The 23,379-nt window shown below is 30.4% G+C and carries 20 protein-coding genes; 11 read left to right on the plus strand and 9 right to left on the minus strand.

Translation table 11 applies throughout. The annotated features are described in order from the left end of the window. Positions 1 to 50: 50 nt before the first annotated feature. The 6 genes from Q8S45_RS10840 to Q8S45_RS13990 all read left to right on the plus strand — a co-directional run bounded on the left by Q8S45_RS10840 (position 51) and on the right by Q8S45_RS13990 (position 6,810). Positions 51 to 617, plus strand: coding sequence for a DUF3109 family protein (locus tag Q8S45_RS10840; protein ID WP_305604600.1), 567 nt, complete (start codon positions 51 to 53; stop codon positions 615 to 617). A gap of 280 nt (positions 618 to 897) precedes the next feature. Then, a complete protein-coding gene (locus Q8S45_RS10845; protein WP_305604603.1) occupies positions 898 to 1,869 on the plus strand; it encodes a ribonucleotide-diphosphate reductase subunit beta in 972 nt (323 codons plus the stop codon). 113 nt (positions 1,870 to 1,982) lie between these two features. Then, positions 1,983 to 2,366 (plus strand): four helix bundle protein, encoded by a 384-nt coding sequence (locus Q8S45_RS10850; RefSeq protein ID WP_305604605.1) that lies wholly within the window; start codon positions 1,983 to 1,985, stop codon positions 2,364 to 2,366. A 58-nt stretch (positions 2,367 to 2,424) separates the two neighbouring features. Continuing rightward, a complete protein-coding gene (locus Q8S45_RS10855) occupies positions 2,425 to 4,806 on the plus strand; it encodes a ribonucleoside-diphosphate reductase subunit alpha (protein ID WP_305604607.1) in 2,382 nt (793 codons plus the stop codon). Between the two features lie 133 nt (positions 4,807 to 4,939). Continuing rightward, positions 4,940 to 6,679: a Na/Pi cotransporter family protein gene (locus Q8S45_RS10860; protein WP_305604609.1), complete on the plus strand. Its 1,740-nt coding sequence runs from the start codon at positions 4,940 to 4,942 to the stop codon at positions 6,677 to 6,679. 47 nt (positions 6,680 to 6,726) lie between these two features. Then, positions 6,727 to 6,810, plus strand: a complete 84-nt coding sequence (locus Q8S45_RS13990) for a hypothetical protein (protein ID WP_371133017.1) — start codon at positions 6,727 to 6,729, stop codon at positions 6,808 to 6,810. On the opposite strand, the gene Q8S45_RS10865 is transcribed toward Q8S45_RS13990, so the two are convergent. The 3 genes from Q8S45_RS10865 to dprA all read right to left on the minus strand — a co-directional run bounded on the left by Q8S45_RS10865 (position 6,807) and on the right by dprA (position 11,816). Then, entirely contained in the window at positions 6,807 to 9,947 is a 3,141-nt protein-coding gene (locus tag Q8S45_RS10865) for a DUF3427 domain-containing protein (RefSeq protein ID WP_305604611.1), read from the minus strand. The genes Q8S45_RS13990 and Q8S45_RS10865 overlap by 4 nt on opposite strands. Before the next feature lie 130 nt (positions 9,948 to 10,077). Continuing rightward, positions 10,078 to 10,674: an HAD family phosphatase gene (locus Q8S45_RS10870; protein WP_305604613.1), complete on the minus strand. Its 597-nt coding sequence runs from the start codon at positions 10,672 to 10,674 to the stop codon at positions 10,078 to 10,080. A 41-nt stretch (positions 10,675 to 10,715) separates the two neighbouring features. Further along, positions 10,716 to 11,816: a DNA-processing protein DprA gene (dprA, locus tag Q8S45_RS10875; RefSeq protein WP_305604615.1), complete on the minus strand. Its 1,101-nt coding sequence runs from the start codon at positions 11,814 to 11,816 to the stop codon at positions 10,716 to 10,718. Positions 11,817 to 11,910: 94 nt separating this feature from the next. Here dprA and Q8S45_RS10880 point away from each other — a divergent pair, with 94 nt between their 5' ends. Further along, positions 11,911 to 12,846, plus strand: coding sequence for a hypothetical protein (locus tag Q8S45_RS10880; RefSeq protein ID WP_305604617.1), 936 nt, complete (start codon positions 11,911 to 11,913; stop codon positions 12,844 to 12,846). A 54-nt stretch (positions 12,847 to 12,900) separates the two neighbouring features. Then, positions 12,901 to 13,407 carry an acyl-CoA thioesterase gene (locus Q8S45_RS10885; RefSeq protein ID WP_305604619.1) on the plus strand — a complete coding sequence of 169 codons (507 nt, stop codon included), beginning with the start codon at positions 12,901 to 12,903 and terminating at the stop codon, positions 13,405 to 13,407. A gap of 37 nt (positions 13,408 to 13,444) precedes the next feature. Here Q8S45_RS10885 and Q8S45_RS10890 read toward each other — a convergent pair whose 3' ends face one another. The 3 genes from Q8S45_RS10890 to Q8S45_RS10900 are packed head-to-tail and all read right to left on the minus strand — an operon-like array spanning position 13,445 to position 16,407. After that, the gene (locus Q8S45_RS10890; protein WP_305604621.1) at positions 13,445 to 14,680 is read right to left on the minus strand and encodes a murein hydrolase activator EnvC; all 1,236 of its coding nucleotides are present in this window, start codon (positions 14,678 to 14,680) and stop codon (positions 13,445 to 13,447) included. Beyond that, on the minus strand, positions 14,680 to 15,456 hold the full coding sequence (locus Q8S45_RS10895; protein WP_305604623.1) for a DUF4292 domain-containing protein: 777 nt from the start codon (positions 15,454 to 15,456) through the stop codon (positions 14,680 to 14,682). The genes Q8S45_RS10890 and Q8S45_RS10895 overlap by 1 nt, the downstream gene beginning before the upstream one ends. After that, a complete protein-coding gene (locus Q8S45_RS10900) occupies positions 15,457 to 16,407 on the minus strand; it encodes a lipopolysaccharide assembly protein LapB (RefSeq protein WP_305604625.1) in 951 nt (316 codons plus the stop codon). Positions 16,408 to 16,573: 166 nt separating this feature from the next. Here Q8S45_RS10900 and Q8S45_RS10905 point away from each other — a divergent pair, with 166 nt between their 5' ends. Beyond that, positions 16,574 to 18,430 (plus strand): ABC-F family ATP-binding cassette domain-containing protein, encoded by a 1,857-nt coding sequence (locus Q8S45_RS10905; RefSeq protein ID WP_305604627.1) that lies wholly within the window; start codon positions 16,574 to 16,576, stop codon positions 18,428 to 18,430. Here the strand turns inward: Q8S45_RS10905 and Q8S45_RS10910 are convergent. Continuing rightward, a complete protein-coding gene (locus tag Q8S45_RS10910) occupies positions 18,427 to 19,143 on the minus strand; it encodes a 3'-5' exonuclease (RefSeq protein WP_305604629.1) in 717 nt (238 codons plus the stop codon). The two genes, Q8S45_RS10905 and Q8S45_RS10910, sit on opposite strands and share 4 nt — an antisense overlap. A gap of 187 nt (positions 19,144 to 19,330) precedes the next feature. Between Q8S45_RS10910 and Q8S45_RS10915 the strand changes: the two genes are divergently transcribed. Together Q8S45_RS10915 and Q8S45_RS10920 are read left to right on the plus strand one after the other, a co-directional pair. Then, complete coding sequence (locus Q8S45_RS10915) at positions 19,331 to 20,026, plus strand: response regulator transcription factor (protein WP_305604631.1); 696 nt, start codon at positions 19,331 to 19,333, stop codon at positions 20,024 to 20,026. Next, a complete protein-coding gene (locus tag Q8S45_RS10920; protein ID WP_305604633.1) occupies positions 20,016 to 21,071 on the plus strand; it encodes a cell wall metabolism sensor histidine kinase WalK in 1,056 nt (351 codons plus the stop codon). The genes Q8S45_RS10915 and Q8S45_RS10920 overlap by 11 nt, the downstream gene beginning before the upstream one ends. Here Q8S45_RS10920 and Q8S45_RS10925 read toward each other — a convergent pair. Both Q8S45_RS10925 and purD read right to left on the minus strand, forming a co-directional pair. After that, positions 21,033 to 21,584, minus strand: a complete 552-nt coding sequence (locus Q8S45_RS10925; RefSeq protein WP_305604635.1) for a glycosyltransferase — start codon at positions 21,582 to 21,584, stop codon at positions 21,033 to 21,035. The two genes, Q8S45_RS10920 and Q8S45_RS10925, sit on opposite strands and share 39 nt — an antisense overlap. 492 nt (positions 21,585 to 22,076) lie before the next feature. Further along, positions 22,077 to 23,348 (minus strand): phosphoribosylamine--glycine ligase, encoded by a 1,272-nt coding sequence (purD, locus tag Q8S45_RS10930; RefSeq protein WP_305604637.1) that lies wholly within the window; start codon positions 23,346 to 23,348, stop codon positions 22,077 to 22,079. Between the last annotated feature and the right edge of the window lie 31 nt (positions 23,349 to 23,379).

The raw sequence follows: 23,379 nt of genomic DNA on the forward strand, positions 1-23,379 counted from the left end.
AATAAAGTATATTGCAAAAGTAATCTAAAAAATTAGCTTATTTTTGCAAAATGTTTCAATTAGGAAAAACCATAGTTTCAGAAGATATTATAGAAAAGGAATTTGTCTGTAATTTATCTGCTTGCAAAGGCAAGTGTTGTATTGATGGAGAAGCAGGTGCGCCATTAGAAGAAAGTGAACTTAAAATTTTGATGGATATCTATCCAAAAGTAAAACCATTTTTAAGAAAAGAAGGAATTGCTGCCATAGAAGACCAAGGCTTATTCATTTTTAATGAAGGAGAATATGAAACACCTTTAATTGATGAAAAGGATTGTGCTTATGTGATTTTTGATGAAAAAAAAATAGCAAAATGCGGAATTGAAGAGGCGTATAATAAAGGAAAAATAAAATGGAGAAAACCCATTTCATGTCATTTATATCCAATTAGAATTATGGAATACAGCGAATTTTCAGCAGTAAATTATCATAAATGGCCAATTTGTGATGACGCTTGTTCCTTGGGTGCAGCATTGCAAGTGCCTGTATATAAATTTGTGAAGGACGCTTTGATTAGGAAATTTGGGAAGGATTGGTATATGGAATTGGAAAAGGTGGCTGAAAGTCATAATCAATAAAAAACTTACAAATAGTTTAAATTTTAAACTTCAATTAAGCGTTTTCCTGTGAACCTCAATAAATCAGGCTGGTTAGGGATTATTTAAAAACACAAACAATTGATTATCAGCTTTTAAGACTATTTAATCGTTTATGTAATAACTCATAAAATGTTAAAAACTTACCTCTAAATGTGAATAAGTGACCTTTTTTTTTGGCTATTTTTTTTCAATCTTTGTTTCACTCGTTTTTACTCAAAAAACAAACAATTTTTTAACTATCTAAAAAAACCAAAGATTAATGTCGTTTATTGAACCCATTTTACAACCAAATAAAGATCGATTTGTTATTTTCCCAATACAACATCAAGATATTTGGGAGTGGTACAAAAAACAAGAAGCTAGTATTTGGACAGCTGAAGAAATTGATTTACACCAAGATGTTAATGATTGGGAAAATAAATTAAATGATGATGAGCGTTATTTTATCAAACACATTTTAGCTTTTTTTGCTGCTTCAGATGGTATTGTTAATGAAAATTTAGCTGAAAATTTTGTAAGTGAAGTGCAATATTCTGAAGCGAAATTCTTTTATGGATTTCAAATAATGATGGAAAATATTCATTCAGAAGTTTATTCATTATTAATTGATACATACGTTAAAAATGAACTTGAAAAAAATGAATTATTCAAAGCAATTGAAGTATTTCCTGCCATAAAATTAAAAGCCGATTGGGCTTTAAAATGGATTGACAGTCCAAGTTTTGCAGAGCGTTTAATCGCTTTCGCCGCTGTTGAAGGAATTTTTTTTTCAGGAAGTTTTTGCTCTATTTTTTGGTTGAAAAAACGTGGATTATTACCTGGTTTAACTTTTTCAAACGAGTTAATTTCTCGTGATGAAGGATTGCATTGTGATTTTGCAGTGCATTTACATAACAATCATATTGTAAATAAAGTTCCAAAAGAACGAATTACAGCCATTCTTGTTGATGCTTTAAACATTGAGCGTAAATTTATAACTGAATCATTACCCGTAAGTTTAATAGGCATGAATGCTAAATTAATGACACAATATTTGGAATTTGTGACTGACAGATTATTAACTGAATTTGGTTGTGATAAAGTTTATAATTCATCAAATCCATTTGATTTTATGGAAATGATTTCATTAGAAGGGAAAACAAATTTCTTTGAAAAACGGGTTTCAGAGTATCAAAAAGCAGGTGTAAAAAGCGGAGGTACAGGGAGCATTAGCTTTGACGCGGATTTTTAGCAGAAAAAAGTTAAAAGTTATATGTTAATAGTTATATGTTGTTTATGTCTGAGTGTTATTGACCAAATTTGACTTAGTTTAAGGCTGATAATTAATAAATGTGAAAAGAAATAATGAGTACTATTCATTCATTTGAGGAGCTAGAATGCTGGAAAGCGGCCAGAGAAATAAAATTATTTGTTTCAAAACAGGTTCTTAAAAAACTCCCAAAAGATGAGCAATATGATTTGATTAGTCAACTTCGACGTTCTTCACGTTCAATATCGGATAATATTGCTGAGGGTTTTGGAAGATATCATTTTCAGGAAAATATTCAATATTGCAGAGTGGGAAGAGGCTCTTTGCACGAATCTCTAAATCAAGTTATAACCGCTTTAGATGATAGTTATATTGATGAATCTATTTTAACAGAATTTAGGGTTTTATTTTTTAAAACAAATTCGCTTTTAAACGGTTATATCAATTATCTGACGAAAATGAAATCAAATAACAAATAACATTTAACGTATAACATATAACAACATTTAACCCCTACTAACTAAATATATATATAAAATGTACGTACTAAAAAGAGATGGGAAAAAAGAGCCAGTAATGTTCGATAAAATTACAGCTCGTGTAAGAAAAATGTGTTATGGTTTAAATAAGCTTGTTGACCCCGTTAAAGTGGCAATGAGAGTTATTGAAGGATTGTATGATGGAGTAACAACATCTGAACTTGACAATTTAGCAGCTGAAATTGCTGCAACAATGACCGTTCAACATCCAGATTATGCTAAACTTGCAGCCCGTATTGCCGTTTCAAATTTACATAAAAACACAAAGAAAACGTTCTCTGAAGTTATGGAGGATTTATACAAGTATGTAAATCCTCGTACAGGAAAAAAAGCTCCTTTGTTATCTGATGAAACGTATAAAATTATCATGGATAATGCTGAAAAATTAGACTCAACGATTATATACAACAGGGATTTTAGCTACGATTATTTCGGATTTAAAACATTAGAACGTTCCTATTTGTTGAAAATAAATGGAGAAATTGCTGAACGACCTCAGCACATGTTAATGCGTGTTGCCATTGGAATTCATCAAGAAGATATTGACGAAGCTATTGAAACATACGAGTTAATGTCGAAAAAATTCTTTACACACGCCACTCCAACCCTTTTTAATGCAGGTACGCCAAAACCACAAATGTCTTCATGTTTTTTATTACAAATTCAAGATGATAGCATTGAAGGAATTTATGACACGTTGAAACAAACTGCACAAATTTCTCAATCTGCTGGCGGGATAGGGTTATCAATTCATAATGTTCGTGCGACAGGTTCTTATATTAGAGGAACAAATGGCACGTCAAATGGAATTGTTCCTATGCTAAAAGTATTTAATGATACAGCTCGTTACGTAGATCAAGGGGGCGGTAAACGAAAAGGTTCTTTTGCCATTTATATAGAACCCTGGCATGCCGATGTTTTCGACTTTTTAGATTTACGTAAAAATACAGGTGCAGAAGAAAAACGTGCCAGAGATTTATTTTATGCGATGTGGATTCCCGATTTATTTATGAAACGCGTGGAGGAAAACGGGGACTGGACGTTGATGTGCCCCAATGAATGTCCGCATTTGTTTGATACCTATGGTGATGAATTTGAAAAGCTTTATACGGGCTATGAAAAAGTTGGGAAAGGACGTAAAACAATAAAAGCACGTTTGCTTTGGGAAAAAATATTGGAAGCCCAAATTGAAACCGGAAATCCGTATATGTTGTATAAAGATGCTGCCAACCGAAAATCCAATCAAAAGAATTTAGGAACCATCCGCTCTTCTAATTTATGCACAGAAATCATGGAATATACAGCAAAAGATGAAGTTGCGGTATGTAACTTGGCGTCTATTGCGCTGCCTATGTTTATTGAAGAAGATGAAAATGGAACCAAATTTTTTAATCACCAAAAACTTCATAAAATCACCAAAAAAATTACACGTAATTTAGATACAGTTATTGACCGTAATTATTACCCTGTAAAAGAAGCCGAAAACTCAAACTTTCGGCATAGACCTATAGGACTTGGAGTTCAGGGTTTAGCAGATGCATTTATACTATTGCGTTTGCCTTTTACAAGTGACGAAGCAAAAGTATTAAATCAAGAAATTTTTGAAACTATTTATTTTGCGGCAGTAACTTCATCAATGGAAATTGCGAAGGCAAAAGAACCATATTCAACATTTAAGGGTTCCCCAATGTCGCAAGGTGAATTTCAATTTAATATGTGGGGTGTTTCTGAAGACGATTTAAGTGGAAGATGGGATTGGAAATCATTACGAAAAAACGTAGTTAAAAACGGCATAAGAAATTCATTATTAGTGGCACCAATGCCAACAGCATCTACTTCTCAAATTTTAGGGAATAATGAAGCTTTTGAGCCTTATACATCTAATATATATACCCGTAGGGTACTGAGCGGAGAATTTATTATTGTTAACAAACATTTATTGGAAGATTTAGTTGAAAGAGGTTTGTGGAATAATGAAATGAAAGAAGAGATTATGAGGGCTAACGGATCTGTTCAACATATTGATATCATTCCACAAGAATTGAAAGAATTGTATAAAACCGTTTGGGAAATGAGCATGAAAGATATTATTGACATGTCTCGTCAGAGAGGCTATTTTATAGACCAATCACAATCGCTAAACTTATTTATGCAAGATGCAAACTATTCCAAATTAACTTCAATGCATTTTTACGCTTGGAAAAGTGGCTTAAAGACTGGTATGTATTATTTGCGTACCAAAAGTGCTGTAAACGCCATTCAATTTACGGTATCAAATGCTAAAAAAGAGGAAGAGAAACCTTTAACACCAGAAGAATTGAAAGAGATGATAATTGCTTCACAAAACAATCCGGATGATTGTGAAATGTGTGGTTCTTAAACAAAATATTAATCAAATAATTTTTCATTTATAAAAAAAGGATGTTCCCTTTTTTTATAATATTTGTATGTTTACTTGCTCTTAAATCATGCTTTTTATGTTCAGAAAATTGTTTTTTGTTCTATTTTTAATATTGCTAGCAGTACTTCTCTATTTCAATCCAAATTTTAAAACTATTGGTGCAGGCGTTGCCATTTTACTTTTTGGTATGATTATGCTTGAAGAAGGTTTTAAGGTTTTTACAAAAGGGTTTTTAAAAAATATTTTAAAAAAAGTAACCAATAAATTATATAAGAGCATTACAGTTGGAGCAATTGTTACTGCAATTTTAAATTCTAGTTCATTAGTTTCGGTCATCACTATTTCATTTATAAGTGCTGGTTTAATAAGTTTATCTGGTGGAATAGGTTTAATTTTTGGAGCGAATATTGGGTCAACGGCAACAGCTTGGTTAATTGCAGCTTTTGGGTTAAAAATAAATATTGCAACACTGGCAATGCCAATGTTGGTTTTCGGACTCATTTTTTCATTTCAAAAAAAGGAAGCTTTAAAAGGTTTAGGAAATGTTTTAGCTGGGTTGGGGTTCTTCTTTTTAGGAATTCACTTTATGAAAGAGGGTTTCGATGTTTTTAGTTACAATATCGATTTAACCCAATATGCAATAAAAGGCTTTTTAGGAATACTTGTTTATGCTGGTCTAGGTATTGTTATTACAACCATACTTCAATCAAGCGGTGCAACAATGGCTTTAATACTTACTGCTTTATCTGTTGAGCAAATAACGTATGAAAATGCCTTAGCATTAGCTATTGGAGCAAACATAGGTACAACAATAACTGCTGTTTTGGGATCAATTAGCGCTAACGTTGCTGGAAGAAGATTAGCTACTGCTCATGTGATTTTTAATATTGTTACGGCAATTGTTGCTATTATATTTTTACCTCCAATTACGAATTTAGTCAATTATTTAGCAATTATCTTCGGCATTTCAGAATCAGATTTTACCTTAAAACTTTCTTTATTTCATACTTTATTTAATGTTTTTGGAGTTTTAATAATGCTTCCTTTCATTAAAAAATTAGAAAATTTCTTGGTTAAATTTTTGAAAGAAAAAGTATCAAAAGATATTGATGAACCAAAGTTTTTAAATGAAGCCGTCTTAGAGTTTCCAAGTGCTACTATTCATGCTTTAACTGAAGAATCTAAATATCTCTATAAAAACGCAGTTTTTGAAATTGTTGCGCATGGATTAAATATTCATAGAGATGATATAAAATCAAGTAAAAAGGTTGGTAAAATTGTGAAAAATTCTAACAATGATTTAAATGTGAATGTAACTGATTTATACTTAAAAAAAGTAAAAACTATTTATGGCGAAATTTTAAAATATGCTTCAACTGCTCAAAAAAATCAAAAGTTACCCGAAAAACTGAGTACTAGAATTGATGATATAAAAATTGCAAACAGAAAAATGGTTGAAACTATTAAAGATGTTAGGGAGCTTAACAAAAATATTACGCTAGCTCTAAATATTAAGAATAAGTATTTAATTAAAGAATACAATAATTTTAGAAAAAAGGTAATAAAAGTGCTTCGTATAATTTATTTATTTAGAACACAAGATGATGAAAAATATGGTTTAAAATTAGCTGAATTAAAAAACGAGGCAAAAGAAAATATAAAACATTCTAATAAATCTATGGACAAATTAATTAGAGATGATTTGATAACGACTGAAATGGCTTCTTCGTTATTTAATGATTACGCCAATGTAAATGATATGATTAAAAAATTAATTGAAGTGGCCGAAATTTTATATGACGATAAAGATTCATTATTTGAAAATAATAACTTTTCTGAGGATATTCTGTAAGCCATAAACGAGTTTTTAAAACTTTTGGAAATAAGTTCTACCAATTATTGACAGGCAATGAAACTGCTCTTTCTTCATTGCAAAATAAATTACCAATCGTTATTGATGATTATTTAAAACTCGCCATTTAACCAACAGCCATCTTAGCTGAAACCTTCCAGAAATATGGAGGCATTGACTCATTCAATTCCCATTTTATGCTCATTGGTTTTGATCCATAGTGTTCCAATAGTTTAACTTCCCCTAAAAAAACTGAAGCCATCGTATTTCCATACTCATCTTCATTTTTCTCACGAACAAAAAGGAGTATTCTCTTTCCTTCATTTACATGATTGATATACGATAGCCCTTTTCCGCTTTCTAACTTGACGGAGTTTTGAGTTTGCCAATGAAAAAGATTTTCACTAATAGCAAAATCTTCGTATAAAGTTGTTGGGGAAAAATCTTTTTCTGATTTATTAAGTGTGATAAAAAGCAACTCGGTGTTTTTCTCTTTAGAGAGGGCTACACCTTCTCTAATTTCACTTTTCTTTTGAAATGTATGAAACCCAAAAGCCGATAAAATTTGCTCACGGGTATATCTGCTGTGAAGTTTTAATGGTTGAGAATAAGGAAGCGAAATTTCTCTTTCAAGAAAATCAATTTTATCAATAAGCACTTCTAAAACTTCAATTATTTCATCTATCAAAATTTTATTTTTCCCAATTGCATTTATACTTTCTTCTAAAGACTTAAAAAAACCCGCTGATTGCCAAACATCATAATGAAGCATTAAACACATAGATTTTTCATCCTCACTAAGTTTGTTGAAACTAATATTGAAACCTTTTTTGGCTAGCGATAAAATAAAATTAAAATAAGAATTCGAATTGCTTGAAAGCCATTTCTTATTAATTGCTCTATAGATTTCAGCTTCATTTATTGTTGGATAATCTTCAATTTGTTCAGCTATAACGCATAGCCGTTTCCAATTTCCTTTCTTATAAATCAGCTGTAGTGGTATGTGATAAAAGGTTGAAAAATTTTTAAGCGTCAGCGGTAATGTAGTTTGGTATTTGTAATTTCGAATTTTATTGAGTAATTGATTTTTATTGAGCAATGTTGCATTTCTAATGTTTTCAAGAATAAATCCTTTTGCTTTTTTCTCAAGAACAATTGAACATCCTAATGGCAAATGGGGAAAATCATCTTCAATCTCTTTTTGAATAGATGTATTCGTTTTTCCAACCAATGCTCTAAACTTACCTTCATAATCATATTCGGGTCGTGAGTTGCCGACGAAATCCAAGACGCTTAAACATTCTTTACCTTCTGCCAGTCTGAGACCTCTGCCTAGTTGTTGTAGAAAAATTGTTAAGCTCTCTGTAGGTCTTAAAAACAAAACTGTGTCAATATCTGGAATATCAATTCCTTCATTAAAAATATCAACAACAAAAAGGTAGTTGATCTCCCTACTTGAAAATTTATTTCTTAATTCATGTCTCAAATTATTTCTAGAGCTAACTAAATAATCTGCTTTTAAACCAGCAAGCAAAAATTTCTCTGCCATGAATTGTGCATGTTCTTGAGTAACACAAAAACAAAGAGCTCTTACATCATTTATGTCATTTAAATATTTGTTGAGATTAGAAATAATATCTCCTGTTCTTTTATCATTTTGTGTATAAATTTTTGTTAGTTCACTTGGCAAGTATCTTCCATTTTGCCAAGTTACATTTGATAAATCAATACTGTCAGTAATCCCAAAATATTGAAAAGGGCAAAGAAGTTTTCTATTTAAGGCTTCTGGCAATCTTATTTCGGCAGCTATGGTATTACAGAAATCTTTTAAAATATCTTCTCCATCCATTCTTTCTGGTGTAGCTGTTAACCCTAAAATAATTTCAGGTTGGAATCGGTTTAGTATTGGACGATAGCTTGAAGCAGCAATATGGTGGACTTCATCTACAATGATGAAATCATAAAATGATTCTGAAAGTTTCAGTGAATCAATTCTGTTATTCAGCGTCTGAACAGAAGCAAAAACACAATCATATTTTTCTGGTTCAATTCCATCAACCCACAATTCACCAAAATTATTATCTCTCAAAATACCTTGAAAAGTTGCTTGAGCTTGTTGCAGTATTTCTTTTCGGTGAGCAACAAATAAAAGTTTTGCAGAGGGTTTTTTCTTTTTAAAATTTTTGAAATCGAATCCTGAAATTACCGTTTTTCCTGTTCCAGTTGCGGCAACAATTAAATTTCTAAAACGGTTGTGAACTATTCTTTCTGCTTCTAACTTTTCTAAAATTTCTTCCTGAAACGGAAATGGTTTAATATCAAAATATGCAGCTGGATTATTTCTTTCAGAAATTCTTTCTTTCTTAAGTGCAACCCTTAACTTTTCTGAGTCATGTGCTTTATCAAATAATTGAAATTCTTTGTCCTGCCAATACGTATCAAATGTCTTCTGAAATTTATCGATGATGTGTCCTACCTCTTTTGTTGTTACTTTTAAATTCCATTCCAACCCATTTGTAAGTGCAGAACGAGAGATGTTTGATGAACCAATATAGCCAGTATGAAATCCTGTATTTCTGTAAAATAAATATGCCTTTGCATGCAATCTCTCATTATCAGTATTGTATGACACTTTAATTTCAGTGTTCTTCAATCCAGACAAATATTCTACTGCTTTCAAATCAGTAGCTCCCATGTAGGAAGTAGTAATCACTTTTAATTGCCCACCTCTTTCGGTAAATTCAAATAACTCTTTTTCAAAAATCCTTATTCCAGTCCATTTAATAAAGGAAACAAGAAAATTAATTTTATCAGAAGAAAGAATTTCTTTTTTGATTTCGCTTTCAAGCGAAATCCCGGCATTGTTTCCAGTAAATAATTCACTTTGTGATAATCTGGTATAAGGAGTTATTTCTTTCAAATGTTTCTCAAAATCAGAAAACGTAGCATCAAGTTTCTTAAATATTGCAGAAAGAATTTTTGCTTCCGTAGTAATTAAATTCTCATCAAAATCTTCATCCTTCAACTCTGTTCTTAAAAGAGAAATAATTTTATTTGAAAGAACAATTTGTTTTTCAACACTATCATCACCAGAAATCATGTTAAGTGCCAACCGAATTACTTCAATTAAATATTGCGATAAAACTTTTGCTGCTTCTCTCTTATCAATTTCACTTTCTTTTATATAAAATTTATCTTTATCCAATTCATTCAGTTTGGATAAAATCAATTTATTTATGAGCTGCTCATATAATCCGTTTTGAATCATTTGATAATTATTTTGCTTTTTTCAAGCTAATTTAAGTAATTTTAAAATGAAAGCATTCATTTGCATAAAGCCGCTTAAAATGGGGTTTTTAGACGAGTGTAAAATCGGATTAACTCATCAGCTTTTAAACCTAAACCGTAAACTCCATTTTAAAATAATCATTTACATCAATAACCATCATTCCAGCTTCTTCAGCTGCTTGTATTCCAAGTATTCCATCTTCAAAAACAACACAATCTTGAGATTTTACATTCATTAATTTAGCACATTTTAAAAAAGTTTCGGGATGTGGTTTAAAGTTTAAAACATCGTCTGCCGTTACAACAAAATCAAAATAGTGTCCCATTCCAAGTACTTCTAACGTTTTTTGAGCTCCTTTTTTGGTGCTCCCTGTGCCAATAGCCAGCGGTAAAATAGTATGGTATTTTCTTACAACATTTGTAACTACATCAATTTCTTGAGTTAAATGAACTCCTGATCTAAAATATTCCGATTTAATGGCTCCAACCTCATTTGGTCTCATTTTTGTGCCAAACATTTCATTTAGTTTTTTAATAGTTGCTCCCTGTGGCATTCCTGTTAATTGCATAAACAGGTTAGCGCTAAAGTCAATTCCGTATGGTAAAACGGCTTTTCTCCATGCTACAAAATGGTTTTGCATGGTGTTTGCTACGGTGCCATCTAAATCAAATATAAGTGCTTTCGCAGTTTTAGGTATTTCTATCATTACTATATTTAAGTGAGCAAAAATAAGAATTATAAATTAGATTAAACCGCTTCAAATAATTTCCCAGGCAATGGTTTTACTACTCCTTTCATTTCTAAATTAAACAATAAAGACGTCGTTTTATGAATTGGTAAATTGCATTGAATTGCTATAATATCCAGCAATTCTTTCCCGTTTTCTATTAAAAAATCATATATCTGTTGCTCCACTTCAGAAAGTTCAATAAATAATTGCTTTTGAATAACATTTGAAATTTTAGTGCCAACATTCCAATTTAGCATTTCAATTAAATCTTTTGCATCTGTTAGTATTGCTGCTTTATTTCTTTTTATTAAATCGTTGCAGCCTTTGCTAAAATTATCGGAAGCTCTCCCTGGAACAGCAAAAACATCTCTATTATATGAATTTGCAATATCTGCAGTTACCAATGAACCACCTTTTTCGGCTGATTCAATTATTACGGTTGCTTCCGATATTCCTGCAACAATTCTATTCCTTTTTAAAAAATTTTCTCGTTGAAGTGGATCCTTATGCCAAAACTCAGTCAAAAATCCTCCGTTTTTATTCATTTCACTAACATATTTTTTATGTGCTTTTGGGTAAATTTCTTCAAACCCATGGGCTAAAACTCCAATGGTTTGCAACTTGTTTTTAAGAGCGGCCTTGTGCGCGCAAATATCAACCCCGTAAGCAAATCCACTTACAATAATAGGATTAAAAGGCACCAAATCTTCAATAAATTTTTCACAAAAATCACGACCATAACTGGTTATATTTCTAGTTCCAACAATGCTTATTATGGATTGGGTAAATTCTATATTTCCCTCTTTAAAAATTAAAATAGGCGCATCTACACAATGTTTTAATTTAGTTGGATAGTCTAAATCTTCAAAATAAAGCGTTGAAATATTATTTTTAGAAATATAGGCTAACTCTAATTCGGCTTCTTTTAAATAAGCCGTATCCGATAAATGTTGAATGGTAAAAGAACCTATTCCATTTATTTTTTGAAGGGTTGCTTTCTTTTCTTTAAAAATATTTTTAGCATTTCCACAATGTGCAATTAATTTTTTTGCATTAATATCTCCAATACCTTTAACGCGTTGCAAAGCCAATACATATAGTAATTCTTCTTCTAGCATATTTAATAAATTGAGTGTCAATATATAAAATTATTGTTAATAAAAAAGCTGATAAGTTCGATTTTTAAAATACGTTTTCTATATCTTTGTTATTATGAGTTTAGCAAAATATATAGGCGATTTATTATTTCGTTACGAGTGTGTTATTGTACCAAATTTTGGTGGGTTTGTTACCAATGAAATTTCAGCAAGAATAAATAGCACTACACATACTTTTTATGCACCAAGTAAGCAAATTACATTTAATGCTCATTTACAATCAAATGATGGTTTGTTAGCAAATTATATTGCTGCATCTCAAAATGTCTCATTTCAAGTAGCCTTGAGATTTATAAATGAAGAAGTTTCTAGTTGGAAAGAATCTCTTGCCAAAGAAAGTTTAGAATTAGAAAATATTGGTTTTTTTAAATTAAATAATGAAGGTCGAATTTTGTTTGAACGTACAAATACTGTAAACTTTTTAAGTTCTTCATTTGGATTAAACACCTACACTTCTCCTGCAATTAATAGAGTTGCTTACAAAGAACAAGTGAAGCAATTAGAAGCTAATGCTCCTATGTTTCATTCAGAAGAAAATAAACGCAAAATGCCTGCTTTTATTAAATATGCCGCTACTGCCGCTATTCTAATATCGTTAGGAACTTTTGGCTGGAATGAATACACTAATTATCAACACAATCAATTAGTTGCACATGCGGCACAACAACAACAAAAAGTAACCAAATCTATCCAAGAAGCTACTTTTGTTATTTCCAATCCGTTACCTACAATTACCCTAACTATTGCAAAAGAAACTCCAAAATATCATATTATAGCTGGTGCCTTTAGAGATGTTCAAAATGCAGATTCTAAATTGCACGAATTACTTTTAAAAGGTTTTGATGCAAGCATTATTGGAGTTAATAAATGGGGTTTAACTCAAGTTGCTTATCAAAGTTTTACTATTGAAAATGATGCTATAAATAAACTAAATCATATCATTAGAACTGAGAATGAAGAAGCTTGGTTAATGATTGAAGAAAACAAGTAGCCCACTACTTTTTATTTTTAAATTAGCTATATCTTTGTCAAAAATTTCAAAGAAATGGTAAAATCACCGAAAGAATCTTTAACTATTTTAACCGACATTGTTTTACCTGGTGAAACCAATCCACTTGGTAATTTATTTGGTGGCGAACTTTTGGCAAGAATGGATAGAGCGTGTAGCATTGCTGCAAGACGCCATTCAAGACAAATTGTTGTTACAGCTTCGGTAAATCACGTTGCTTTTTCAAGAGCAGTTCCTGTTGGTAGTGTTGTTTCTATTGAAGCAAAAGTTTCGAGAGCCTTTAATTCTTCTATGGAAATTTATGTAGATGTTTGGATTGAAGACCGAGAATCTCAAGACAAAACAAAAGCAAATGAAGGAATATATACCTTTGTAGCTGTTGACAATACTGGTAAACCTGTTACAGTGCCGAAAATTGTTCCTGAAACCGATTTAGAAAAAGAACGATACAACGGTGCTTTAAGAAGAAAACAACTAAGTTTGATTTTATCAGGTAAAATGAAACCCTCAGAAGCAACTGAACTAAAGGCTTTATTTCAATAATTTATTACCCTATTTTCAACTTCAAAAAATAAACCCATTACATTCTCAATATCCATGAAGCCGGATTTTCTGTATCTGTGTTTTTCGATAAGATAAATCCTAAAATGGTTTTTCCTGTTACCTTATCGGTAAAAATGGTTCCAATTTCTTGCTTAGTACTTACTTTATCTCCATTTTTCACAAAAATATCTTCCAGATTTTTATATACAGTTATGTAATTACCATGTTGTATTAATACTGCTTTTTTATTCCCTGTGGTCACTTGTACAGCTAACACAACACCTTCAAAAACAGATCTAGCCCTACTTCCTTCACTAGTTGTAATTCTAACTCCGTTACTTTGTATGGTAGCAGATGCTACAATTGGGTGTGGTTGTTTACCGTAATAGGTTGAAACAAAACCTTTTTCAACGGGCCAGGGCAATTGCCCTTTGTTTGAAGTGAATTTTGAAGCTAATTCTTTAGCTTCTGGTGTTAATGCAAAAGTAGGTGCTGCACTTGAACTTTCCTTGGTTGTATTGTCAGATTTTTTGTTAGATGACGCAATTGCATCCCTAATTATTTTATCGATTTGAGCATCAATTCTAGCTTCTTCCCTTTGGGCTTGTGCAATTTGCCTTTTATATTTCCCTTCCTGTTTTTTAACCTGACCTAATAACCCTTCCTGTTCCTTTTTTTCTTTTTCTACAATGGTCTGCTCTTTTTTCTCAATGCCCAATAACTCTTGCTTTTTATTTTTTTTCTCCTGTAGATTATCAACTAAAACTTGTAATTTTTCAGTTTTATCTAAAATTTCAACACCTTGGTTTTTTCTATATGAAGCGTATTGTTTCATATATTGGAACCTTTTATAGGCCTGATAAAAATTTTCAGATGATAACAAAAACATTATTCTGCTATTTTCAGATTTACTTTGATAAGACTTATTAATCATTACAGCGTAATCTTTTTTCAATGCATCAAGCTCTCTTTTGTACTTATTTATATCTAGTTGGTTCAAATAAACCTCGTTACCTAGCTCTTTAGATTCTTTAGAAATAACACTAATTATTTCGTCTCTAGTTTTAATTTTTCTCTTAATATCCTTTAAATCATTCAATAAATTGCTTTCCTTCTTTTTTGCATTCGAAAGCAACGAATTAATATAAATTTGATCCTTTTGCAATTGTGTTCTCCTAGCCTCCAATTGATCCTTTTTAGAACTTTGACCATAACTTTGTGAACCAAACAAAAGGGCGAAAAACAATATTAAATAGGTAAATTTATATCGCATTATTTTATTTTTATTTCTTTATAACCGTCAGGAAAAGAGAATGGAAAAGTCAATTCTTCGTTAAACTCAACAGAGCGGTATTCCATTTTAATAGTTGTAATCTTATTTTTATCTATAACTCTTACATTGATATTTTCTGGAAAAATTTCACCGTTAATTTTTGAGTAATTTTGATATGAAACCGATAATAACTGCTGCTTTTCAGGATTTCTAATTTCTTGTTTACTCATTTTAAAATTATCTGGGTTCAAAAAAAACAATATACTCCAAAGTTCTTTATTATGTTCGAGTGATAGTTGGTACAAATCTCCATTTAATTCAGCAATATAACGGTCTTTTTTAAGATTTTGTATCGCTTGCCCTAACAATAAATTCTGAATCATTTCAAAATTTAATTCAGCTCCAAACCACTTACTCAATAATGAAAAATCACCATCAAAATATCTTTTTTCAATTTTTTCGTAATAACTAACATTTGTAGGTGTAATCATCACTTTTGCAATAGGAATTCCAAGTTTTGTGGCACTCATCCAAATAACCTTGTCTTTTTCCATTCTCATTCTTATGGTAGCCCCAACACCTGTTTTGTCATCTTCGTAATCAATATTTATTTTTGCTGAAATAGTGTTTTTAGAAAAAGAATTGTTGTAATGATTATTTACAATTTTTTTGGTTGATAAAACATCAAACGAACTATTTTCAGAGACTCCTTTCTTACTTTTACAAGAAGTAAGAACCAAAAATAGTGCTATAATTATTAGTGAAATTTTCTTCATTTAATGCTTCTTTCGTAGTTGTGCCGATTTTTGTTTGAATTTTAAAACTTCACTTGTATTATTCATTTTTTGGTGGTTTAGAACAAAAATATCATAAAATAAAGCTTCCTCTTCTTTGTCAATCACAAAATCAATGCCATTTGTTAGAACGTCATTCGATTCATTATATTTTCCTAATTTATGCAACGCCAACGCATTTATTCTATAAACAAAAGGTTGAGAAGGAAATAACTCAAGACCGTTTTTACTATCTTCAAACATCAAATCAAATAACCCTTGTTGTAATTCTATTTCTAAAATCTGTTTCAAAATAGAGTATTCTTTATGTTGAAGATATCGATTTTTTAGTTCTTCAAAACTTTGGTTTTGACCTTTTAAAATTGGTTTTAGTACAATTTCCTTTCTGTTTTCTAACTCCATTAAATCTTTTAATTCATTCGATTTTAATGTTGAAAGTCCACTCATTTCCATTTTAAGAATTAATTGTTCGGCCTCTTTATTGTTTTTATTTAAAAAAAATAATTCTAGCAATCCATCACTATATTCAGGATAATTTTTAACTAATTTCTGTTGAATTTCAATGGCCAATTTATAATCTTGTTTCCTTTTTAAAATTTCAACCTTATGGATTAACATAAATTTATTTAAAGGATTTAAAACAAGCGCTTTGTCAATAAATAACTCCGCTTCAAAATATTTTTTTAACTGAAAGTAATTTTTTGAAAACTCAAAAAAAACTGCCGTATTTTCTCTATCAATCTCCAAACAGTTTTCTAAATTCTCAATAGCTTTCACATAATTTTCAATGGCGTTTTGCTTAAGAGCTTCGAAAAAGTAAGTTTCAAAATTAAACCTTTTTTCCCCTGAAGAAACCTCAGTTTGAGCAATTGCAATTGTTTGGAAAAAACATATTCCTATTACCAACGTGCTATATTTAAAAACCTGTTTCATTTTACCGCGCAATATACAACTATTGCTTTAAATTTTTAAATTGGAAATTATAAGAAAAGACCTATCAACATGCCTTTCTAAATCTGTATTGTTTCACATAATTGCTCCTTTTTTCATTCGTTGAAGTGGCAATTATTTTATGTAGCTTTGTCGAAAATTTAAAAGAATGAATTACGTTTCGGTTGAAAATATTTCCAAATCTTTTGGTGAAGTTTCTTTATTTCAAAATATTTCCTTTGGTATAAATCAAGATCAAAAAATTGCTTTTATAGCCAAAAATGGAACAGGAAAAACTTCATTATTAAATATTATAGCCGGTTTAGACTCACCAGATGACGGGCAAGTGGTATCTAGAAAAGGATTAAAAATTGCTTATTTAAGTCAAATAGAAACCTTAGATCTGAATTTAACCATTGAAGAATCTATTTTTAATTCGGATAACGAAACGCTGAAAATTATTGAGGAATACGAACACGCTTTAAAAAACCCAAATGACACTAAAGCGTATCAAATTGCATTTGAAAAAATGGAACTTTCCCAAGCCTGGGATTTTGAAACCCAATACAAACAAATTCTGTTTAAATTAAAATTAGAAGATCTTTCACTAAAAATTGATACACTCTCTGGTGGTCAGCGTAAACGTTTATCACTTGCTATTATTTTGATTCATAAGCCCGATTTACTAATTTTAGATGAGCCAACCAACCATTTAGATTTAGAAATGATTGAGTGGTTAGAAAGCTATTTCGAAAAAGAAAAAGTCACCCTATTTATGGTTACCCACGACCGGTATTTTTTAGAACGTGTTTGTAATGAAATTGTTGAATTAGATGAAGGTGAGTTTTATACTTATAAAGGAAATTATTCGTATTATTTAGAAAAAAAAGAAGATCGAATTACTCAAGAACAAGCAACTTTAGGAAAAGCAAAAAACCTATTTAAAAAAGAATTAGAGTGGATGCGTCGCCAACCAAAAGCTAGAACTACTAAATCTAAATCTAGAATAGACGATTTTTACGCCATTAAAGAAGAAGCTCAAAAACGAAGAAATAATCATACTGTTCAATTAGAAATTAACATGGAGCGAATGGGTTCCAAAATTTTAGAACTTCATCATATTTCAAAATCTTTTGGAGATCTTCAAATTATTAAAAATTTCGAATATGTTTTTAAAAGAGGTGAACGTATAGGTGTTATTGGCAAAAATGGAACAGGAAAATCAACCTTTTTAAATTTAATAACAGGAAATATTCCTTTAGATTCTGGTAAAGTTGTTGTTGGAGAAACCATTAAATTTGGATACTATACACAAGATGGGATTGTTATTAAACCTGGGCAAAAGGTTATAGAAGTTATTAGAGAATTTGGAGAATACATTCCGTTAACCAAAGGAAGAAAAATTTCTGCTAGCCAACTTTTAGAACGATTTTTATTTAGTCCTAAAAAACAATACGATTTTGTTGAAAAACTGAGTGGTGGTGAGCAAAAAAGATTGTTTTTATGTACAGTTCTAATTCAAAATCCAAATTTTTTAATACTTGATGAGCCTACCAACGATTTAGATATTGTAACCTTAAATGTTTTGGAAGAATTTTTATTAGATTTTCCAGGTTGTTTATTGGTTGTTTCTCACGATCGTTATTTTATGGATAAAATTGTAGATCATTTATTTGTGTTTAATGGTGATGGAGAAATTGAAGATTTTCCAGGAAATTATACCGATTATCGGGTTTATGAAGATTCTAAACCTACCAAAGTAATAACCCCTAAAAAAATTGAAGCCAAAGAAAAAAGCGTTGAAAAAGTAAAACTTTCTTACAAAGAAAAAATGGAATTGGATACCATTGAGAGTGAAATTGAACAATTAGAAACAGCTAAAAAAGAGATTGAATCGCTTTTTGTTTCTGGAACTATTGCAGGAGAAGATTTTAATAATTTGTCTATAAAACTACAAGAAATAATAGAAAGTATTGCTAAAAAAGAAGATCGGTGGATGCTATTATTATCTATCCAAGAAGGTTAAATTTTGATGATTTGATCCTCTTGAAGCAATGGCTCATTGTTAAAACGAAGTAATAATTGCGCAACGGCAATCGTATCTTTTTCGCAATAAATAACAATCCTTTCTAAATTATTTTCTTTATAAAAAACTTGGGAAACATCACTTCCGCTAATATCATCTTTTGGCGACGGTATTTGTAAAATTTCAGTTAATAATTTTAACGAAGTAAAATGTTTGTAATCGCCAAATTTCCATAAATCCATAGTGTCTAAATGCTGAATTTCCCACGGTTTTTTACCAAATAAATTTAAACTGTTGGGTAGCTTAATTTGATTAATAATCATTCTCCGAGAAATATAAGGAAAATCGAATTCCTTCCCATTATGAGCGCATAGTAAATGATTAGGTTTGTCAAAATGTTTGAGTACTAAAGCCGCAAAATTTTCTAACACTTTTTTTTCTTCACCATAAAATGATGTGACTCTAAAATTTCTTGAATCTGATTTAAAATTGGTAAAATAACCTACTGAGATACAAACAATTTTGCCAAATTCAGCCCAAATTCCAGCACGTTGGTAAAAATCCTCAGCAGTTATTTCATCTTTTCTTTGATACTGCGTTTTTGCATCAAATAACTCCTTTTTAATTTTAGATAACTCTTCAAAATTTTCAACTTCTGGAACTGTTTCAATATCCAAAAACAGGATTTTCTCAAAATCAAGGTTTAAATTCATAGCTTATTTTTTACATAAATATAACAAAAAAAACCATTTGTTAAATCAAAATCTAATTCAACTCCATTTTAAATTAAATTAAACGCAATGTTAAGGTATGGTTATGATTTAGTTGCTTTTTTATATTATGTTTTTTATTCCTAAATTTAAAGGTACTTTTGAATGTTATTTTATATAAATAAAACTTATGAATAATTCTGATATTAAAATTTTATTGGTTGATGATGAGCCAGATATTCTAGAAATAGTTGGATACAATTTAAAGAATGAAAATTATAAAATTTATACGGCAAAAAATGGAGTTGAGGCATTAAAAATAGCAAAAAAAGTAAATCCACACCTCATTATTTTAGATATTATGATGCCCGAAATGGATGGTATCGAAGCTTGTGAAAAAATAAGAGCCACCAAAGGACTTGAACATGTTTTAATCACCTTTTTTACTGCACGTGGTGAAGATTATTCTCAAGTTGCTGGCTTTGATGTTGGTGCCGATGATTATATTACAAAACCAATAAAGCCGAAATTATTAGTTAGTAAAATAAAAGCACTTTTAAGAAGGGTTTATGACAATAATTCAGTTGAAAAAGAGCAAATAACTGTAGGAAATATCATTATTGATAAAGAAGAGTATGTAATAATTCAAAACGGTGAAAAACTTTCTTTGCCTCGTAAAGAATTTGAATTGTTTTCTTTGTTAGCTTCTAAACCTGGTAAAGTTTTTAAACGCGATGAGATTTTAGACGCGGTTTGGGGGAATGATGTTATTGTTGGTGGGAGAACTATAGATGTGCATATTAGAAAATTAAGGGAGAAAATTGGCGATAATTACTTTAAAACAGTGAAAGGTGTTGGTTATAAATTTGTTTTAGATGAAGATTAAAAAAACATATTCTTTTGCTTTTTGGTCATCCATATTAATCTCGTTTTTCACATCGATTGCCATATTTTTTTCTTCTATTTTTTTTTTAGAGTCTGCTTTTCAACCACTCTTTATTATTTGGCATGCAACAGTAATATTTTTATTTACTTTTTTAATTATACAATACCGTCTTGAAAAATTTATTTTTCAACGAATTAAAAAAATATACGACAGCGTTTCTATTTTGGATTCGTCCGATTTAAACAAAACACCTATGACTTCGGATATGGCATCTTTATCTAGAGAGGTTCAAAAATTTGCCGAAAATAAACAACAACAAATTAAAAATTTACATCTCAGAGAAAATTATCGAAGAGAGTTTTTAGGGAATATTTCTCATGAGTTAAAAACCCCACTATTTACAGTTCAAGGATATTTACTTACCCTAGAAGATGGTGCTTTAGAGGATAAAAAACTAACTAAAAAATATCTTAAAAGAGCCAACAAAGGAGTTGATCGTCTCATTTCAATAGTAAAAGATTTAGATTTAATTTCGAAATTAGAATCGGAAGATTTTTATTTAGACAAACAGCCTTTTAACATTGTTGAATTGGTTACAGATGTTTTTGAGTTGTTAGAAATGAAGGCTAAAAAAAGAGCTATAAAACTACAATTTAATAGAAAATACCATGCCGATATTATTGTAATTGGAGATGTAGAGCGTTTTGAGCAAGTTTTAACTAATTTAATTGTAAACTCTATTAAATACGGTAAAACAAAAGGGACAACAGTAGTAAGTTTTGAATCTTTTGATGAGCATAAATTATTGGTGAAAGTTTCAGATAATGGAGAAGGGATTAAAAAAGAACATCAAGCTAGAGTATTTGAACGATTTTACAGAGTTGACCAAAGTAGGTCTAGAGAACAAGGTGGTTCTGGACTTGGCTTATCTATTGTAAAACATATTGTTGAATCGCATGATGAATCAATCTTTTTAGAAAGTGAATATCAGAAAGGTACGACCTTTTCATTTACTATTGAAAAGTCTAAAAAGATTAAGATTTAATTCTGGTTTTGATACCGAAAACCCTTTAAAATTTTCAATTTGTTTTAATTTTTCTGTGGTAAATTCGTGCTGAAAACAACTTGGTGCAATGCCTAATTTTTTCATTCTTTTGGCTAAATACAATTGTTCCTTTTGACTAGGTGTTGGTATAAAAAAAGCTTTCTTGCCTAAAACTGCTAAATCCATAATGGTAGAATAGCCAGATCTTGAAATTACCAGTTTACTTTGTATTATGGCGTCTTGTAATTGATCTCCAATTAAATAATTTATCGAATTAAAACTCTCCGATATTCTTAGGTCTGGCTCATTTTTAAATAAACCTCTTACCATTAAAACAGTACCTTTAAAGTTTAAGAATTCTTGAATTAATATTTGCTCCAATAAACTTCGTTGCGGTTCTGGACCCGATAAAACTATAATTATATCGTATTTAAAAGGCAGTTCCTTTGCTTTAAATCTACTTAATATTCCAATGTGTTTAATTTTAAATTTAGCCCTTTCTAAACGGCTCAATTTACCAGATAAATTGTTATTCTCATTTATATCTGGAACCCAACATTCGGTATATTTATTAATGTGATATTGGTGTATTTTTGAAGTGAAATAGGTTGTTAAACCAGATAAAACATTCAGTTGATGTGTTATATAAACCGACGGGATTTTAGCATTAATTACTCCAAACCTATTGTCTGAAATTAGCCCTATAATTTCTTCTTTTTCAATAATTTGCGCTACAACTTTTTTCTCTTTTTTTTGTGTAAAAAAAAGTCTTGGTAATTGGGCAATTAACTTTAATTGAAGAAATTTTCCTTTTGAATAGGAAATTTTATAGGCTGGTAGTTGATACGATGTTAAAAAAGGAAATTCTTTCTTAAGTAATATTAATGAATCTCCGTCACTTGCAATAATAGGCTCAAAATTAGCTTCAATTAAACCATTAATAATCGGTACGCATCTCGTAGCGTGACCTAATCCCCAGTTTAAGGGTGCAACAAGAATTTTTTTTTACAAGTCAAAACCAATATCTTTTCTGTAATTCATTCCTTCAAAACAAATTTTGTCAATGTTTTTATAGGATTGTTTTAAGGCTTCTTTGTAATTTTCTCCAAAAGAAGTAACTGCAATTACTCTTCCTCCATTGGTTAAAACCATTTCATTTTTAAGTGTTGTTCCTGCGTGAAAAGCAATGCTATCTTCAACCTTTTCCAAACCTAAAATTTCTTTACCTTTTTCATAATCTTCTGGATATCCACCAGAAACTAACATCACAGTACAAGCACTTTCAGGTTTTAACTCAATGGTTTTAGTGTGCAATTCATTCTTACCCGTTGCAATTAACAACTCTAAAAAGTCACTTTCAATAAGCGGAATAACCACTTCGGTTTCAGGATCTCCCATGCGGCAATTGTACTCAATTACCATAGGTTCTTGGTCTACTTTTATAATACCAAAGAAAATAAAACCTTTGTAAGGTATATTATCTTTTTGCAACCCTTCAATAGTAGGTTTTATAATAGTTTCTTCAATTTTTTTTAATAACTTTTCGCTAGCAAAAGGTACTGGAGAAACCGCTCCCATTCCACCTGTATTTAATCCTTTATCTCCTTCGCCAATACGTTTATAATCTTTTGCGGTTGGTAAATTAACATACGATTTCCCATCGGTTAACACAAAACAACTTAGCTCAATACCATCCAAAAATTCTTCAATAACCACTTTGCTACTTGCAGCACCAAATTTTTGATGGGCTAACATTTCTGTCAGTTCATTTTTAGCATCTTGTAAATCATTCAAAATTAACACCCCTTTCCCAGCTGCCAATCCATCTGCTTTTAAAACATAAGGGGCTTGTAGTGTTTCTAAAAATTGATAGCCTTCATCTAAATTTGAAGTGGTAAAACTTTTATACGCGGCTGTTGGAATGTTGTGTCTAAACATAAACTCCTTGGCAAATTCTTTACTGCCTTCTAATTGTGCAGCATATTGTTGAGGTCCAATTACAGCAATTTTATGCAATTGTTCATCTTTCAAAAAAAAATCGTGAATACCCAGCACCAAAGGTTCTTCTGGACCTACAACAACCAATGCGATATTATAGGTTAATACAACTTTTTTTATATCATTAAAATTGTTCGGGTTTACATCTAAATTTATTCCAAATTTTAAGGTTCCTGCATTTCCTGGAGCAATAAATAATTGAGTTAATAAATTGCTTTGTGCTATTTTCCATGCAAATGCATGCTCTCTACCTCCCGAACCTAAAATAAGTACATTCATTTTTATATTCCTTTTTTACTTCCTGAAATTT

Source organism: Lutibacter sp., from assembly GCF_030692605.1.
Taxonomy (GTDB): Bacteria; Bacteroidota; Bacteroidia; order Flavobacteriales; family Flavobacteriaceae; genus Lutibacter.